This window comes from Collimonas sp. (assembly GCF_035566555.1).
Taxonomy (GTDB): Bacteria; Pseudomonadota; Gammaproteobacteria; order Burkholderiales; family Burkholderiaceae_D; genus Collimonas.
In genome coordinates, this window is sequence record NZ_DATMRB010000045.1 from 18,693 (window position 1) to 35,266 (window position 16,574).

14 protein-coding genes are annotated in these 16,574 nt (G+C 61.1%); 7 read left to right on the forward strand and 7 right to left on the reverse strand.

The annotated features are described in order from the left end of the window. The first annotated feature begins 15 nt into the window (after nucleotides 1-15). From radA to fghA, 3 genes are all read left to right on the forward strand, one after another. The gene (gene radA / locus VNZ65_RS06895; RefSeq protein ID WP_062114656.1) at nucleotides 16-1,386 is read left to right on the forward strand and encodes a DNA repair protein RadA; all 1,371 of its coding nucleotides are present in this window, start codon (nucleotides 16-18) and stop codon (nucleotides 1,384-1,386) included. Nucleotides 1,387-1,454: 68 nt separating this feature from the next. Further along, a complete protein-coding gene (locus VNZ65_RS06900; RefSeq protein WP_098496737.1) occupies nucleotides 1,455-2,561 on the forward strand; it encodes an S-(hydroxymethyl)glutathione dehydrogenase/class III alcohol dehydrogenase in 1,107 nt (368 codons plus the stop codon). Beyond that, nucleotides 2,561-3,415, forward strand: coding sequence for an S-formylglutathione hydrolase (fghA, locus tag VNZ65_RS06905; protein WP_325667368.1), 855 nt, complete (start codon nucleotides 2,561-2,563; stop codon nucleotides 3,413-3,415). The genes VNZ65_RS06900 and fghA overlap by 1 nt, the downstream gene beginning before the upstream one ends. A gap of 134 nt (nucleotides 3,416-3,549) precedes the next feature. Here the strand turns inward: fghA and VNZ65_RS06910 are convergent, their stop codons facing one another. Continuing rightward, complete coding sequence (locus VNZ65_RS06910; RefSeq protein WP_414649064.1) at nucleotides 3,550-4,272, reverse strand: TerC family protein; 723 nt, start codon at nucleotides 4,270-4,272, stop codon at nucleotides 3,550-3,552. Between the two features lie 326 nt (nucleotides 4,273-4,598). After that, entirely contained in the window at nucleotides 4,599-5,504 is a 906-nt protein-coding gene (locus VNZ65_RS06915) for a LysR family transcriptional regulator (protein ID WP_325667370.1), read from the reverse strand. A gap of 263 nt (nucleotides 5,505-5,767) precedes the next feature. On the opposite strand from VNZ65_RS06915, the gene aceB reads away from it, so the two are divergent. Beyond that, nucleotides 5,768-7,366 (forward strand): malate synthase A, encoded by a 1,599-nt coding sequence (gene aceB / locus VNZ65_RS06920; RefSeq protein ID WP_325667372.1) that lies wholly within the window; start codon nucleotides 5,768-5,770, stop codon nucleotides 7,364-7,366. A gap of 126 nt (nucleotides 7,367-7,492) precedes the next feature. Here aceB and VNZ65_RS06925 read toward each other — a convergent pair whose 3' ends face one another. Beyond that, nucleotides 7,493-8,092, reverse strand: coding sequence for a TetR/AcrR family transcriptional regulator (locus tag VNZ65_RS06925; RefSeq protein ID WP_325667374.1), 600 nt, complete (start codon nucleotides 8,090-8,092; stop codon nucleotides 7,493-7,495). A gap of 187 nt (nucleotides 8,093-8,279) precedes the next feature. Here VNZ65_RS06925 and VNZ65_RS06930 point away from each other — a divergent pair, with 187 nt between their 5' ends. The 3 genes from VNZ65_RS06930 to VNZ65_RS06940 are packed head-to-tail and all read left to right on the forward strand — an operon-like array spanning nucleotide 8,280 to nucleotide 12,492. Then, nucleotides 8,280-9,713: an efflux transporter outer membrane subunit gene (locus VNZ65_RS06930; protein WP_325667544.1), complete on the forward strand. Its 1,434-nt coding sequence runs from the start codon at nucleotides 8,280-8,282 to the stop codon at nucleotides 9,711-9,713. 34 nt (nucleotides 9,714-9,747) lie between these two features. After that, a complete protein-coding gene (locus tag VNZ65_RS06935) occupies nucleotides 9,748-10,938 on the forward strand; it encodes an HlyD family secretion protein (protein WP_325667376.1) in 1,191 nt (396 codons plus the stop codon). Nucleotides 10,939-10,950: 12 nt separating this feature from the next. Beyond that, the gene (locus VNZ65_RS06940; protein ID WP_325667378.1) at nucleotides 10,951-12,492 is read left to right on the forward strand and encodes a DHA2 family efflux MFS transporter permease subunit; all 1,542 of its coding nucleotides are present in this window, start codon (nucleotides 10,951-10,953) and stop codon (nucleotides 12,490-12,492) included. A 25-nt stretch (nucleotides 12,493-12,517) separates the two neighbouring features. Here VNZ65_RS06940 and VNZ65_RS06945 read toward each other — a convergent pair whose 3' ends face one another. The 4 genes from VNZ65_RS06945 to VNZ65_RS06960 all read right to left on the reverse strand — a co-directional run bounded on the left by VNZ65_RS06945 (nucleotide 12,518) and on the right by VNZ65_RS06960 (nucleotide 16,438). Further along, entirely contained in the window at nucleotides 12,518-12,991 is a 474-nt protein-coding gene (locus VNZ65_RS06945; RefSeq protein WP_325667380.1) for a spore coat U domain-containing protein, read from the reverse strand. Next, complete coding sequence (locus VNZ65_RS06950) at nucleotides 12,988-15,201, reverse strand: fimbria/pilus outer membrane usher protein (RefSeq protein ID WP_325667382.1); 2,214 nt, start codon at nucleotides 15,199-15,201, stop codon at nucleotides 12,988-12,990. Before VNZ65_RS06950 ends, VNZ65_RS06945 begins: the two co-directional genes overlap by 4 nt. 67 nt (nucleotides 15,202-15,268) lie before the next feature. Beyond that, on the reverse strand, nucleotides 15,269-15,994 hold the full coding sequence (locus tag VNZ65_RS06955; RefSeq protein WP_325667384.1) for a fimbrial biogenesis chaperone: 726 nt from the start codon (nucleotides 15,992-15,994) through the stop codon (nucleotides 15,269-15,271). Between the two features lie 21 nt (nucleotides 15,995-16,015). Then, entirely contained in the window at nucleotides 16,016-16,438 is a 423-nt protein-coding gene (locus VNZ65_RS06960) for a spore coat protein U domain-containing protein (protein WP_325667386.1), read from the reverse strand. Nucleotides 16,439-16,574: the final 136 nt, after the last annotated feature.

Here is a 16,574-nt window from a genome sequence, read left to right on the forward strand (position 1 = left end):
AAACTATAGAAGCGAATGGCCAAAGCTAAAACCAATTACACCTGTACCGAATGCGGCGGCGTCGCCAATAAATGGACCGGCCAGTGCCCCTCGTGCGGGCAATGGAATACGCTGGTGGAAACCATCGTGGAAGCGGTCGGCAACCGTTTCTCCAACCAGCACCAGGGCCTGGCGCAGACGGCGCCGGTGATGACCCTGGCCGATATCGAGGCGATCGACGTGCCGCGCTTCGGCACCGGCATCGAAGAGTTCGACCGCGTGCTGGGCGGCGGCCTGGTGGCTGGCGGCGTGGTGCTGATCGGCGGCGATCCGGGCATCGGCAAGTCGACCTTGCTGCTGCAGGCGCTGGCCAACCTCTCCAAGATCAAGAAAGTACTGTATGTCAGCGGCGAAGAGTCGGGCGCGCAGATTGCCTTGCGCGCCAAGCGCCTGGCAGTAGATGCCGGCGACCTGCGCTTGCAGGCGGAAATCCAGCTGGAAAAAATCCTCAACACCCTGGTGGAACACAAGCCGGAGGTTGCTGTGATCGACTCGATCCAGACCGTGTATTCCGACGCCCTCAGTTCCGCCCCCGGTTCGGTGGCCCAGGTGCGCGAATGCGCGGCGCAGCTGACGCGGGTCGCCAAGCAGTCCGGCATCACCATCATCATGGTTGGTCATGTCACCAAGGAAGGCGCGCTGGCGGGGCCACGCGTGCTGGAGCATATTGTCGATACCGTGCTGTACTTCGAAGGCGACACCCATTCCAGTTTCCGTCTGGTGCGGGCGTTCAAGAACCGCTTCGGCGCGGTGAATGAGCTCGGCGTATTCGCGATGACCGAAAAAGGTCTGAAGGGCGTGTCGAACCCGTCGGCGCTGTTCCTGTCGCAGCATGACAGCCAGGTGCCGGGTTCCTGCGTGATGGTGACGCAGGAAGGCACGCGGCCCTTGCTGGTGGAAATCCAGGCCTTGGTCGACGCTTCGCACGTACCGAACGCGCGGCGGCTGTCGGTGGGGCTGGAACAGAACCGTCTGGCGATGCTGCTGGCGGTGCTGCACCGGCATGCCGGCATCGCCGCGTTCGACCAGGACGTGTTCATCAACGCCGTCGGCGGCGTCAAGATCACCGAACCTGCCGCCGATCTGGCCGTGCTGCTGGCGATCAATTCCTCCATGCGCAACCGGCCTCTGCCGCGCGGACTGGTGGTGTTCGGCGAAGTCGGCCTGGCCGGCGAGATCCGGCCGGCGCCGCGCGGCCAGGAGCGCCTGCGCGAAGCCGCCAAGCTGGGCTTTTCGATTGCCATGATTCCCAAGGCGAACATGCCGAAACAAGAGATCGAGGGCTTGAAAGTGATTGGCGTGGAACGCATCGATGACGCTCTGAGCAAGATACGTGACGCGGAATAAATGGCAAGCTCGCCATCCGTAATGAATAATCCTGTATTCACCAATATATCCTGGTAAAGGTCAGTCAAATGAAAACCAAAGCAGCTATCGCATGGAAAGCCGGTCAGCCACTGACCATCGAAGAGGTCGAGCTGGGCGGCCCGCGCGCCGGCGAAGTGCTGGTGGAGATCAAGGCCACCGGCATCTGCCATACCGATTACTACACCCTGTCGGGCGCCGATCCGGAAGGCATTTTCCCGTCTATCCTCGGCCATGAGGGCGCGGGCGTGGTGGTCGATGTCGGCCCTGACGTCAAGAGTTTGAAAAAGAACGATCACGTGATCCCGCTGTATACGCCGGAATGCCGCCAGTGCAAATTCTGCCTGTCGCAGAAAACCAATCTGTGCCAGTCGATCCGCTCGACCCAGGGACGGGGCCTGATGCCGGACGCCACCAGCCGTTTTTCCATCGACGGCAAGCCGATCTACCACTACATGGGTACTTCGACCTTTTCCAACTACATCGTGGTGCCGGAAATCGCTCTGGCCAAAATCCGTGAAGATGCGCCTTTCGACAAGGTTTGCTACATCGGTTGCGGCGTCACCACCGGCGTCGGCGCGGTGCTGTTTACCGCCAAGGTGGAGGCGGGCGCCAATGTCGTGGTGTTCGGCCTCGGCGGCATCGGCCTCAACGTGATCCAGGCAGCGCGCATGGTGGGCGCCGACAAGATCATCGGCGTCGACATCAATCCGGCGCGCGAAGCGATGGCGCGCAAGTTCGGCATGACCCATTTCATCAATGCCAAGGAAGTCGAAAACGTGGTGGACGCCATCGTCGGCCTGACCGATGGCGGCGCCGACTACAGTTTCGAATGCATCGGGAACACGACTACGATGCGGCAGGCGCTGGAATGCTGCCACAAGGGCTGGGGCCAGTCGATCGTGATCGGCGTCGCCGCCGCCGGCCAGGAAATCAGCACCCGGCCATTCCAGCTGGTGACTGGCCGGGTCTGGAAGGGTTCCGCTTTCGGCGGCGCCCGCGGCCGCACCGATGTGCCGAAAATCGTCGACTGGTACATGGACGGCAAGCTGAACATCGACGACCTGATCACGCACCGCTTGCCGCTGGAGCGCATCAATGAAGGCTTTGACCTGATGAAAAGCGGCGAGTCGATCCGTTCGGTGGTGATCTACTGATGGAAATCATCAGCGAGCATGCCTGCTTTGGCGGCACGCAAGGTTTCTACCGCCATGCATCGCGCGAAATCGGCCTGCCCATGCGGTTTTCCGTATTCCAGCCGCCGCAGGCTCGTTCCGGTCCGGTGCCGGTCCTGTTTTTCCTGGCTGGGCTGACCTGCACCGACGAGACCTTCATGATCAAGGCCGGCGCGCAGCGCAATGCGGCGCAGCACGGCATCATGCTGGTGGCGCCGGACACCAGCCCGCGTGATACCGGCATTGATGGCGCCGCCGACAGCTGGGATTTCGGCAACGGCGCCGGCTTTTACCTGGATGCGACGCAAGCGCCGTGGGCGCAGCATTTCAAGATGTATTCTTATATATTGCACGAGCTGAGGCAGACGGTGATCCGGGAGTTTCCGGCGCAGGCCGGCAAGATCGGCATCTTCGGCCACTCAATGGGCGGCCATGGCGCGCTGGTGCTGGCCTTGCGCAATCCGGACGTGTTTCGTTCGGTGTCGGCGTTTGCGCCGATTGCGGCGCCCAGCCAGTGTCCGTGGGGGCAGAAGGCATTCGGCAATTATCTGGGTGCGGACCAGGCCGGTTGGCGCGACTACGACGCAACGCAGCTGATGCTGGATTTGCCGCAGCCGTTCCCGCAGGAGATCCTGATTGATCAGGGGCTGGGTGACAAATTCCTGGCAGAGCAGCTGCTGCCGGAGCAGTTTGAAGCTGCCTGCGCGCAGGCAGGACAGCACTTGACGCTGCGCCGCCATGCGGCTTACGACCACGGTTATTATTTCATTTCGACCCTGATCGAGGATCATCTGGCTTTTCACCAGCGGATACTCACGGCGAAACAAGCGCTTTGAAACGCCGGTAGGGTGGGCACGTTTTTGTGCCCACGCTGTGTCGCTATCCGCGTGGGCACAAAAGCGTGCCCACCCTACGACGTAAAAAAGCCCCGCCTGGCCAGGCGGGGCTTTCACATTCAGCTTCCTCGGTCTTACTCGGCGACCTTGGCGCCTTCACGTCGCTTCGACACCAGCCAACCCCCGCCCAGCACCACCACAAAGCCCAGCACGTAAGCAGCATAGTTCAGGCCGGGCAAGCTGTCCCAGAATGTCTTCAAGACAGGTTCGGTAACGATCATGTGCATCGCGGTGTACACCAGGATCGCAGCGCCGATGAAGATCGTCAGCGGGAAGCGTTCGATCAGCTTCAGCGCCAGGGTCGAGCCCCACACCATGATCGGCACCGAGATCAGCAAGCCGATGATCACCAGCGCCATGCTGCCCTTGGCGGCGCCGGCCACGCCGAGGACATTGTCGATGCCCATGACGGTGTCGGCGATGATGATGGTTTTCAATGCGGCGGCCATGGTGGTGGCCTTGATGCCGTGCGCTTCGCCGCTATCCGACTGCGTCAGCAGGCGGTAGGCGATCCACAGCAGCGCCGCGCCGCCGACCAGCAGCAGGCCCGGTATCTTGAGCAGCCAGACCACGCTGATGGTCATCAGCACGCGCATCACCACGGCGCCGGCGGTGCCCCACAGGATGGCCTTGCGGCGCAGGTGGTCGGGCAGGCTGCGCGCCGCCATGGCGATCACGATGGCGTTGTCGCCGGCCAGCACCAGGTCGATCACGATGATCGCCGCCAGCGCCGTGAAGAAGGCGCCGGCATTCCAGTCGGCCATGCCCAGCATTGAAAGTAAACCAGAAAAATCCATAAAGTCTCCAACAGGGTTAACGAATAACCTCAAAACATGGATAACAGCAGGAGTGACGAGAAGTAGACGCGACACAATGCCTGCATGGAATCCATGCTGACAAAGGTCTTGCTCAACAGCGTTGCTGCCAAGGTAACCGGGCGCAGGCGTTGTGCCTGTTCCGTGATGACGACTACCTTGCAAAACATTGCGGCGACAGGTCGTTGAAACGCGTCAGCCAGTACAATATTCAGGAGCTACTCCCCTTTGAGAGGGTGTTGCACGAAAGCAATCGTGCAGCTGGCGATAATTATAAACCAATATTTCCAAACTGCGAGAATTTAGCGTCAACCCTGGCGCCAATAGTCGGGCTGGGCATAGGCGCGTCGCAAAAAATCCACAAATACCCGGATCCGCAAGGGCAGGTGACGCCGCTGCGCGAAGACGGCGTAGATATCGTTGCCGGGTGCGGCGAACTCGTCCAGCACGGTCACCAGCTTGCCGGATTCGATCTCGCTGCCGACTTCCCACATCGAGCGCCAGGCCAGGCCCTTGCCGGCCAGCGCCCAGTCGTGCAGCACCTGGCCATCGTTGCAGACCATGTTGCCAGCCACCCTGACGGTGACGATCTTGCCGTTCTGACGGAAGCTCCAGCCGCGCTGGCTGCCTTCGCTGCTGATCGCCAGGCAGTTGTGTTTTTGCAGGTCGTCCACGGTCAGCGGCTTGCCGTGCCGCTTGATGTAGGCGGGCGAGGCCACCACGATGCGTTTGTTGTCGGCCAGTTTGGCGCCGATCAGCGACGAGTCCGACAATGAGGCGATACGGATGGCGACGTCGATGCCTTCGCCGATCAGGTCGACCACGCGGTCGTTCAGGTTGAGGGTCAGGGTGACGTCGCGGTGCTCGGTGAGAAAGGAGGGCATCAGCGGCGCCACGTGCTGCCGTCCGAAGCCGGCCGGCGCCGAGATCAGCAGGTGGCCGCTGGCATGGGCGCTGCGCTCAGAGACCGCGGATTCCGCATTTTCCAGGTCGGACAGGATGCGCTGGCAATCTTCCAGGAAGGCTTCGCCCTCGTTGGTCAGCGCGATCTTGCGCGTGGTGCGTTGCAAAAGTTTAACACCGAGGCGTTCCTCTAATGCATCCAGCCTCCTGCCGATCATGGCCGGAGCGATGCCTTCGGCGCGGGCGGCGGCCGACAGGCTGCCCTTGGCGGCCACCTCGACGAAGGTAGAGATCTGCTTAAATTGGTCCATTGCGTTGGTCTACTGCGCTGCCGCCTCGGGTTGGGGAAAGGGAGCTGTGGTAAGCTCACTTGTGACTAAAACGCATAGATCAAATGATAATTCGTTCAACCTATGATGATTTGGTTTAAATATACTATATAGCGTAAAAATTAGATAATGCCATTCGGGATTTTGCATAGCCGACATGGTAAAAAGCGGAATGTAGCACTGCACCATGGTCCAGTGCGCAGGCTGTAGAAGACACCAATTCATAGAACAAACAGGAGTAGAGCATGACGCAACTGACACTGCCAGCAGGAATGGAAATCAAGGGCACGATTGAAGCCGAGGATGCAGAAAAATACGCAGAAATTCTGACGCCTGAGGCGCTGGCGCTGGTCGCCAAGCTGAGCCGCGCTTTCGAAGCGCGCCGTCAGGAATTGCTGGCTGTGCGCGTCGAGCGCGCCAAGCGCCTGGACGCCGGCGAGCGTCCGGATTTCCTGGCTGAAACCGCGCATATCCGCAGCGGCGACTGGAAGATCGCGCCGATCCCGGCTGCGCTGGAATGCCGCCGTGTGGAAATCACCGGCCCGGTCGAGCGCAAGATGGTGATCAACGCCTTCAATTCCGGCGCTGACAGCTACATGACCGACTTTGAGGATTCCAATTCGCCGGTCTGGGACAACCAGATCACCGGCCAGATCAACCTGCGCGACGCGATCCGCAAAACCATTTCGCTGGAACAGAACGGCAAGTCCTACAAGCTGAACGACAAGGTTGCTACCCTGGTGGTGCGTCCGCGCGGCTGGCACCTGGATGAAAAGCACGTGCTGGTCGACGGCAAGCGCATTTCCGGCGGCATCTTCGACTTCGCCCTGTTCATGTTCCACAACGCCAAGGAGCAGCTGGCGCGCGGCGCCGGTCCTTACTTCTACCTGCCGAAGATGGAATCGCATCTGGAAGCGCGCCTGTGGAACGACATCTTCGTGATGACGCAGAACGAACTCGGCCTGCCGCAAGGGACCATCAAGGCCACCGTGCTGATCGAAACCATCCTGGCCGCTTTTGAAATGGATGAAATCCTGTACGAGCTGCGTGAGCACAGCTCCGGCCTCAACGCCGGCCGCTGGGATTACATCTTCTCCTGCATCAAGAAATTCAAGCTGGACAAGGATTTCTGCCTGGCCGACCGCGCCAAGGTCACCATGACCGCGCCATTCATGCGCTCCTACGCCTTGCTGCTGCTGAAAACCTGCCACAAGCGCAACGCGCCGGCGATCGGCGGCATGGCCGCGCTGATCCCGATCAAGAACGATCCAGAGAAGAACGAGATCGCCATGGGCGGTGTGCGCACCGACAAGGCGCGCGACGCCACCGACGGTTACGATGGCGGCTGGGTTGCCCATCCAGGCCTGGTCGAGCTGGCCATGACCGAGTTCACCAAGGTATTGGGCGACAAGCCGAACCAGATCGGCAAGCAGCGCGAAGACGTCAACGTCAGCGCCGCCGACCTGCTCGATTTCAAGCCGCAAGCGCCGATCACTGAAGCCGGCCTGCGCTACAACATCAACGTCGGCATCCATTACCTCGGCGCCTGGCTGGCCGGCAACGGTTGCGTACCTATCCATAACCTGATGGAAGATGCCGCCACCGCGGAAATCAGCCGCGCGCAGGTATGGCAGTGGATCCGCTCGACCAAGGGCGTGCTGGAAGACGGCAGGAAGGTGACTGCCGAGATGGTGGTCGCGATGATTCCGGAAGAACTGGCCAAGGTCAAGGCATTGGTGGGCGACGGCGCTACTTACGACCGCGCCGCCAGGATCTTTGAAGAAATGTCGACGTCGGCTTCGTTTGCCGAATTCCTGACGCTGCCGTTGTACGAAGAAATCTGAGTTTGCTTTGCGGCGCTTGCGCCGCATGCAAGCAAGTAAAAAGCCGATCTCGCGATCGGCTTTTTTTATGTCGGTGCGCAGCGGCGTTCAGGAGATGCGACAGACGTGCCGGCCGCCTTGCCTTGATCAAAAGGCGTAGATGCGCATGAAAGCATCGACGGCGCGCTCGGTAGAAGCCTTGATCTGGTTTGGCTCCGCTCCCGTCACTACGCCCAGCATCCTGATTTCCATCCACTCGCTTTCCACCAGTCCGCGCAATTGCAGGGCCGCCACCCAGGCGTCGGCGCTGCGCAGCTGCTGCTTGTCCATTGCCTTTTTCAGGAAATCGGCAACCCGGGTCCAGCCCAGTTTCGGACCGCGTTCGTACAGCATCTTGCCGATATCCCAGCGCTCGGCGTGCGACAGCACCAAGCGTTTGACTGCCACCACTTCCGACATCAGGATCACTTGCAGGTACTTTGCACCGAGGCGTTGCAGGGTCCGGCGCAGATCGTCGCTTTCCACCAACTGCTCGAACACCGCTTCATAGTGCTGGCCAATCTGCTGGCGCATGGTTTCGACAAAAATTTCCTCCTTGGAGGAAAAGTAGTTGTACAGGGTCGCTTTCGATCCTCCCAGGCGCGCCGATATTTCCGACATGGAGGCTCGTTCAAATCCTATTTCATTAAAGATCGTTGCCGCGACATCGATGATGGCCTGCCGTCTTTCCTCGCTTTTCTTGCGCATGTGTCAATTTTTCCTGTTTTGCGGCATCAAAACCGCCGTATTTGTGCGTTGCTTTTTGGGCTTGTCGGCGCCTAGTTTTACTTGACGACGCTCAAAAGTCAATACTATACTGTACCGTACAGTTCAGTTATGAATGGATTTTCTCATGCAAGGCTTCCGTTTTTCCCCACCTGTTTCACCTTATGCCATGCCTGGTTTGCGCGGAGCCGCAACCCTGTGCGTGCTGGCGTTCGCCCTCAGCGGTTGCGCGCAATTTTCCGAAATCGGACCGCGCGCCGAACCGAAAGATATCGCGGCGTATCAAGCGTCGCAGCAACTGGCCGGCAACGCCGTGGCCTGGCCCGATGATCAATGGTGGGTCGTCTACGGCGACAAGCAGCTCGACACCTTGATCAGTGAAGGCTTGCAAGGCGCACCCTCGCTGGCGGCAGCGCAGGCGCGCCTGCTGAAAGCGGAGGGCAGCGCGCAGCAGCAGGGCGCCGCCTTGCTGCCGCAGGTCAGCGCCAATGCTTCGGTCAACTATATGAAGCAGAGCTACAACAATGGCGTGCCGGCAGAGTTTGTGCCGCAGGGCTACAACAACGAAGGCAGCGCCACCCTCAATTTCAGCTACGAAATCGATTTCTGGGGCAAGAACCGCGCCGCGCTGGCGGCTGCCACCTCCGAGCTGGAAGCCGCGCGCGCCGATGCGGCGCAGGCAAGAATCACCTTGTCGACGTCGATCGCAGCGGCCTACGCCGAATTCGAAAGATTGCTGAGCCAGCGCGATACCGCCGAAGCAGCGCTGCAGGTGCGCCGCGAAACCTACGATCTGTTCGAGCAACGCCGCGTCAACGGCCTGGAAACCCTGGGCAGCGTCAAGCAGGTGCTGGCGCGGCGCGCCATGGCAGAGGCCGACCTGCTGAACGTGACCGAATCCATCAATCTGCAACGTAACAAGCTGGCCACGCTGGTCGGCGCCGGACCGGATCGCGGCCTGCGCCTGCTGCGCCCCGAGATCGACATGTCGCATCCGTTCGGCATGCCGCAGCAGCTGCCGGTCAACCTGCTGGGCCGGCGGCCGGATGTGGTGGCCTCGCGCTTGCGGGTGGAAGCCGCGGCCAAGCAGATCAAGGTGGCCAAGGCGCAGTTTTATCCGAACGTGAACCTGACTGCCTACCTGGGTTTGCAGGCGCTGGGCCTGGGCATGCTGAGCAAGGCCGGTTCCGACGTCGGCAGCATCAGCCCGGCGATTTCGCTGCCGATTTTCGAAGGCGGCCGCCTGCGCGGCCAGTTCCGCTCCGCCAGCGGCAGCTACGACGAAGCGGTCGCCAACTACGACAGCGCAGTGACGCAGGCCTTGCAGGACGTCGCCGATGTGGCGGTCAGCGAGAAGGCCTTGACAGGCCGGCTCGACAAGACGCAAGAGGCGGTCACGGCGGCCGACGATGCTTACCGCATCGCCCGCAATCGCTATGAAGGCGGCCTGGCGACCTATCTCGACGTCCTCAATGCGCAGGACACCTTGCTGACCGACCAGCGCGAGCTGTCAACGCTGCGTTCGCGCCTGTTCGCGCTCGATGTCGCGCTGGTGCGCGCGCTCGGCGGCGGCTACCAGCGCGATGAGCGCGGCCAAGGCTGATCAAACACTCAAAACATATTCTAAGGATAGCAACATGTCACACAGCGATTCGCAAGTCATCAAGGACCTGGCTGCAGAAGAAGCCGTTGCCAAGGCAGAGGCCAAGGCCACCACGCAAAAGCGCAAGAAGTTGTTCGGCGCCCTGGCCGGGGTGATCCTGGTTGCCGGTCTCGGCTATACCGCCTACTGGCACTTCATCGGCTCGCGCTATGTCAGCACCGACAACGCCTATACCGCAGTGGAAATCTCGCAGTTGACGCCGGCCATCAACGGCATCGTCGCCGACGTCAAGGTGGTCGACACCCAGGCGGTGAAAAAAGGCCAGGTGCTGGTGGTGATCGACGACAGCGACGCCAAGCTGGCGCTGGCGCAAGCCGAAGCCGACCTGGGCCGGGCGCAGCGCCGGGTGCAAGGATATTTCGCCAATGACAGCGGGCTGGCGGCACAAGTGCTGGCGCGCGAAGCGGAGCAGAAGCGGGCCGCGGCGCAGACTATCTCGGCGCAGGCTGACCTGCAGCGCGCCGAGCTGGACTACCGCCGCCGCGAAGCGTTGTCGAAATCGGGTTCGGTCTCGGGCGAAGAGCTGAGCAATGCGCATAGCGCCTTGCTGACCATGCAAGCCAACCTGAAAGTGGCGGAAGCCGGCGAAGTGCAAGCCAAGGCCAACCGCTTCGCCACCGTCGGCGCACAAAAAGCCAGCACGGTGCTGACTGCTGACACTACCGTCGACACCAATCCTGAAGTAGCGCTGGCGCGCGCCAAGCGCGACCAGGCCAAGCTGGACCTGGAACGCACCGTATTGCGGGCGCCGGTGGATGGCGTGATCGCGCGCCGCCAGGTGCAGATCGGCCAGCGGGTGCAGGCCGGCACTGTCTTGCTGTCGGTGGTGCCGACTCAGCTGATGCACGTCGACGCCAATTTCAAGGAAGGCCAGCTGACCCAGGTCAAGATAGGACAGCCGGTCACCATGAAGGCCGACATCTACGGCGGCGCGGTGGAATACCATGGCACGGTGGAGGGCATGTCCGGCGGCAGCGGCTCGGCATTCGCGGTGATTCCGGCGCAGAACGCGACCGGCAACTGGATCAAGGTGGTGCAGCGGCTGCCGGTGCGGATCTCTGTCGATCCCAAGCAATTGCAGCAGCAACCGCTGAGCGTCGGCTTGTCGATGGAAGTCGAGATTGATACCCGCGCCGCCAAGGCAGCGCCTTCTTCCGCCATGTAAGAAAGCAGCATCATGTCATCCACCTCGTCTTCCGAACTGCCGCTGCAGCCGCTGCAGGGCGCGCAATTGCTGGGCGTCGGCCTGCTGCTGGCGGCCGCCAACTTCATGGCGGTGCTCGACACCACCATCGCCAACGTCTCGGTCTCCACCATCTCCGGCGCGCTGGGCGCCTCCTCCAGCCAGGGCACCTACGTGATCACCTCGTATGCAGTGGCGGAGGCGATCACGGTGCCGCTTACCGGCTGGCTGGCCAACCGCTTCGGCGCGGTGCGCGTGTTCATCACTTCGATGATCATGTTCGGCATTTTTTCCGCACTATGCGGGCTGGCGAATTCGCTGGGATTGCTGATCGCCTTCCGTGTCATGCAAGGGCTGGCCGGCGGTCCGCTGATCCCCTTGTCGCAAACCTTGCTGCTGCGGGTTTTTCCGAAAGAGAAGGCGCCGGCCGCGGTCGGCTTATGGGCCATGACCACCCTGATCGCGCCGATCGCCGGGCCGATACTGGGCGGCGTCCTGTGCGACCAGTACAGCTGGCCCTACATCTTCTACATCAATGTGCCGGTGGCGCTGATTTGCGGCTATATCGGCTGGAAAATGCTGAAGCGCTTCGAGTCGCCGCTGACCAAGCTGCCGATCGACAAAGTCGGGCTGGGGCTGATGGTCGTCTGGGTCGCAGCCTTGCAGCTGATGCTGGACAAAGGCAAGGAGCTCGACTGGTTCGCCTCGACCGAAATCGTGGTGCTGGCGTTGACCGCCGCCGTCGGTTTCATCGCCTTCCTGATCTGGGAGCTGACCGAGCGCAATCCGATTGTCGACCTGCGCGTGTTCCGTCATCGCGGCTACTCGGCCAGCGTCACCACCATCTGCCTGGCTTTCGGCGCTTTCTTCGGCGCCACGGTGCTGACGCCGCTGTGGCTGCAAGGCTATATGGGCTATACCGCGACCCATTCAGGCCAGACCACGGCCCTGTCCGGCATCCTGGCGGTGCTGACCGCGCCGTTCGTGGCCAAGCTGTCGACCAAGGTCGATCCGCGCAAGCTGGTCTGCTGCGGCGTGCTGTGGCTGGGCATGGTGACTTTGTTCCGTAGTTTCAACAGCACCGACATGACCACCTTCCAGATCGGCTGGCCGCTGTTGATGCAGGGGATAGGCATGCCGCTGTTCTTCGTGCCGCTGACGGCGCTGGCGCTGAGCAGCGTGAATCCGTCCGAAACCGCATCGGCGGCCGGTCTGATGAGTTTCTGCCGTACCATGTCCGGCGCGATTGCGACTTCACTGGTCAACACCGGCTGGGAAAACAACGCCACCCGCTATCATGCGGAACTGGCTGGACTGGTGGACCAGGCCGGCGACGCCGTCAACAGCCTGATGCAGTCAGGCATGTCGATCGACCAGGCGCGGGCCAGCATCGAGCAGACGCTGCAGTCGCAAAGCATCATGTTGTCGACCAATCATATGTTCATGATGGCGGCGCTGTCTTTCCTGCTGGGGGCGATTGCGGTGTGGTTTGCGCCCAAGCCGAAGCGCATTGCGGATACATCGGCGGCGCATTAAAGAATCACGAACCGGGGGAAGTTGGCTAGTAAGTGATAGTGACGGTCAAGGTATCGGTATAGGTTCCTGCCGGTTTGTTTTGAGCAGCCGGGATGCGGCCATACGGTGTGTAGTGGCGTGTCGTGGGGGTCAGTAGAATCAGATAGCTGTCGGATTCGGTTTGCGTGGCGCCGGTGCCATCACCCCAGACGATGCTGCGGGCGGTGTCGGTGTAGACATTGTAGGTGAGGGCATTGGCGCCCGATTTTAAAGTGCGGTTGACAAAGGTGCCGCTTCCCGCGTTAAGGGCAATTGTATAGCTGCCGGTGCCGATCACCAGTGTGGCGGTGCAGGTGACGGCAATGTCGCCGGTGCTGTCTGCGATGGCGCCGCCGGGAGAGGTATAGGCAGGAAACGTGATGCCGGTAGCGCTTACGGTGCATGTTGCGAGCAGGGCGTGTGCGCTCAACGGCAGCGCCAGCATGCACAGGGACACCAAGCATTTCAAAGCGTGTTTCATTTCATCTCTCGATCGCAGGCAAATGGCCCCAGCACTGGAAAAGCCTCGATCCTGGCAGGGCTTGGGATTTCGAAGCTGCAAATTGCCTGTGCTGCATTGTCGATGACCGTAATTTTGGCAGGATACGTCATTGCAGGAATAAAGACCTGTCCGCGCAAGGCCACTTCCATCGCTTCCGCACCGCCATTTACATACACGCGAGTGCCGGTGGCAAGCGGCGCTCCCCGCCGGTCTCTGAGTATCAGTGTCGCACTCTGGTTCTGCTGCGCGCTGAATTTCAGCAGGCTGCCGGTGCGGGGGCCGGGAGTTACCGATTTCTGGTTCAGGTCCAGCGTCATCGACAGCGGCAAACCGGCGGTATCCAGGTAAACGTTATTCGGTTCGTAGGCAATCAGGCGCGGAATGAAACCGACGCCATCCTTATCGGTATGGCCGACCTTGATATTGTTGGCATAGATGTCGATAGGCTGCGACACCGGCACTTCCACCATGGCGAAGCTGTCGTCCATCCAGCGCGTTGCCCGCACATGACCGCCGAGCAGGGCGATGCCGCCGCGCGCTTCCAGCTGGAGATTGCTTTGGCTATCGACATGATTCGCGCTCATCGTGTATTCGCCGGTGGTGCCCAGGTAATTGGCGCCGACATCTTCGCCGCCGTTGTCGAACAGGCTCTTGCGCGCGCGGTAGCCCCAGCCGCCTTCCTGCGGCGCGGCTTGCTGGTATTCGGCGCTGAAGGATTTGCTGCCGGGCTGGCCATTGGCCACCAGCTGTACAAAGCTCTGGTGTTCCAGCGGGATCACCCAGACCACATTGGCCGACAACGGCCGGTCCTGCGTCAGCGATTTGAGCAGCCCGACGCTAATGCTGCCATAGCGGCGCAAATTGAAATTGACGCCGGCATTCACGGCCCGTATGTTGTCCTGGCCACGGTTGACCTGGCTCAGGTAGCCGAACGCCAGGTTGGTGCTTTGGCTGATTGAAAAATTGGCTTGTGTCTGGATCTGTTGCGCCGGCGCCAGAATGTCGTCACCGAGGCCTAACTGCCAGAAGCGCGCACCTGCGGTCTGTGCACGTACGGTCAAAGCGTATCCGCTGCCTTGGCGGTCGAACTGCAGGTATTGCAGGGTGTCGCTGCCGCGCTCGGAATTGCTGGCGGCGACACCGCCGCTCACCAAGCCTATATCCTTGAGCGCAAATGTGCCGCCGATACCGACCGATTCCCGTCCGCGCATCACCTCGCCATGGCCTTCAACCGTGCTGCTGTCGCTGACGCCGTAGCGTACGGTGGCAGAGCTGAAGACCTGGCCATAATCGCTGTCCTTGCTGCCGAAATTATTGCGCAGCGCACCGACTTCATAGGACACATCCTTGCTGCCTTGCCGCAGCAGCTGGGCGCTGGTGATGTAGCTTTGCGTGTAGACCTGCTGCCGCCCCAGCACGTCGTGCACCACCATCTGCACATTGCCCTGGCCGGCATACACCGGCAGGTTATTGATGGTGAACGGACCGGTGTCGACCGGCTGCTTGAGGCGCAGGATATTGTCGACGTAGATGTCGACCACCGAGGGTGCCGCCGCAGTGCCGCTGAAGGCCGGCAGCGGAATCGGCTGGTAGCCGGGAATGGTGGAGAATTTGGTGTGCCATTGCAGGCCGCCGAAATACACCTGGCGCGAAAAGGAACTGCTGCCGGTGACGCTGTCGCCCACCACCAGGGTTGCCTGTTGCGCAGGGAAGTCGCGCGTGTACTGGCTGTCGAGCCGGAACACCGAGCGCGCGCCAGTCAGGTCCTGGCCGACGAAGCGGCTGGTGTAGGTGCCGCCGCCGCTGAATACGCCGAGTTCGGTTACCGCCGACAGATTGTTCTGGCCCTGTCCCTTGGCGTAATTGATGTCGTAATTGAGGAAGGCGCCGGTTTCGGATGCCTGCTCCAGCAAATGGCGATGAACGCCAAGATCGAATTCCGAACCGGTGAAGGCGGCCGCGCTGGCGCGGATCAGCAGCGTCTGGGTGCTGCTGTCGATTTCGGCGCTAACGCCCGGCAGGGCGTCCAGTGGATAATAGTTTTCCTGGTGACTGCTGATGGCGGCGGTAGTCGGCAAGCGCAAGCGGGCCTCCGTCAATAGCTGCGACGGCACGATGATGCCATTTGCCGCAGTGCGCAGAATAAGCGTTGCGTCGGTCAATTTCTTGTCGTTGACGACAACGGCCAATAGTATTTCCTGCTCTGCCAATGGCTGCTCCGTTGTTGCCAGTGCCGGGATCTGGCAGGCGATCAGGCTAGCGGCTAGATACCTGGTCAGCCTCCAGCGTGAGGTGTTCTTCAATCTCGCCCTTGTCTGTCAGAATGTGCAGTCGGACCGCGCCGTCACGGATTTTGCCGTTCGCCAAGGACCATTCCTTGCGCTGGCCCGGCAAAACATAAGCGGGAGCATTGATTTGCAGAGCGTCCTTGTCGTCGCCGTTGCTGAGCCGCAGCTGGTTGATCTTGCTGTGAACGTTGCCCTCGTTGGCGGCGCTGAGCACCAAAGCGCCAGCGACGCGTTTGAGTTGCCAGGAAATTTTTTCCTGTCGGACCTTGGGGGTGATAAATACCGGGATGCTGACCCTCAGCAAAGTCCTCAGGCCGGGGCTTTGCGGGCCGGCTTGCGGCACTTCATCGATCAGCAGCCGATAGCTTTTCTCGGTGGGTGAATTCTGCGGATGACGCAGGCCGAAGCGTAGAAACTGCAGCTGTCCCGGCTCAATGCTGAAGATCGGCGGATTCAGCAGCAGCGCATCGGTATCGCTCAGTACCTCCTTGCTGCCATCGGTGCTCCAGTCGACCGCTTCTACCTGGATGCGCACCGGCTGGTCGCCGGTGTTCCTGATCTGCAGGACGCCGGCACTGCGCTCGGTCGTGAGGTCGAAGCCGATCGGGTTGACGTTGAACGATGCGGCGCATGCCATGGCTGTCGCGCCGGCACACAGTCCGGCGGCCAGCAGCTGCCGCCATTTATTCAGCATGGACGCCATTGATTACCCCGTCTAGAAAGTGACAGTGGCGATGACAGAGTCGGTATAGGTTGCGGCAGGCTGGGACTGGGCCGCCGGAATGCTGGCGTAGATCGTGATCGGTGTCGCCAGGCCGGTGGCGGTGACAGCGGTAGGCGCGGTCGCAGGCGTGCCGCCCCAGGTTGTGACATGGCCGCTGTCTTGAAACAAGCCGTAGTTGAGAAAGGCGGTGCCGTTGGAAAGGCGGCGCAGCGGTACAGCGGCTGTCGAGCCGGTATTGGCGTGCGCGCCCTGGTCCAGCGTGATCACCGGACTGGCGCCGACGGTGCAAGTGGTGGTGACGCTGGCCGTCGCGGTCTGAGGCGTCGTGAGGTTGGTGACAATCGGATCGTAGGTAGTGGTGAAGCCAATCGTGGAAATGGTGCAGATGTTGGCGATGGTGACCGTGTTGGTCATGGTTGCCGTGGCGGTGCCTGCGGAAGCAGTATTGGAAACAGTGCTATATACAGTTGCAGACGCGATAATCAAAATGCCGTTCCGAACAAACCTTTTCATGACAAATCTCCCGATTGACATTTACTTTTGTGGAAAC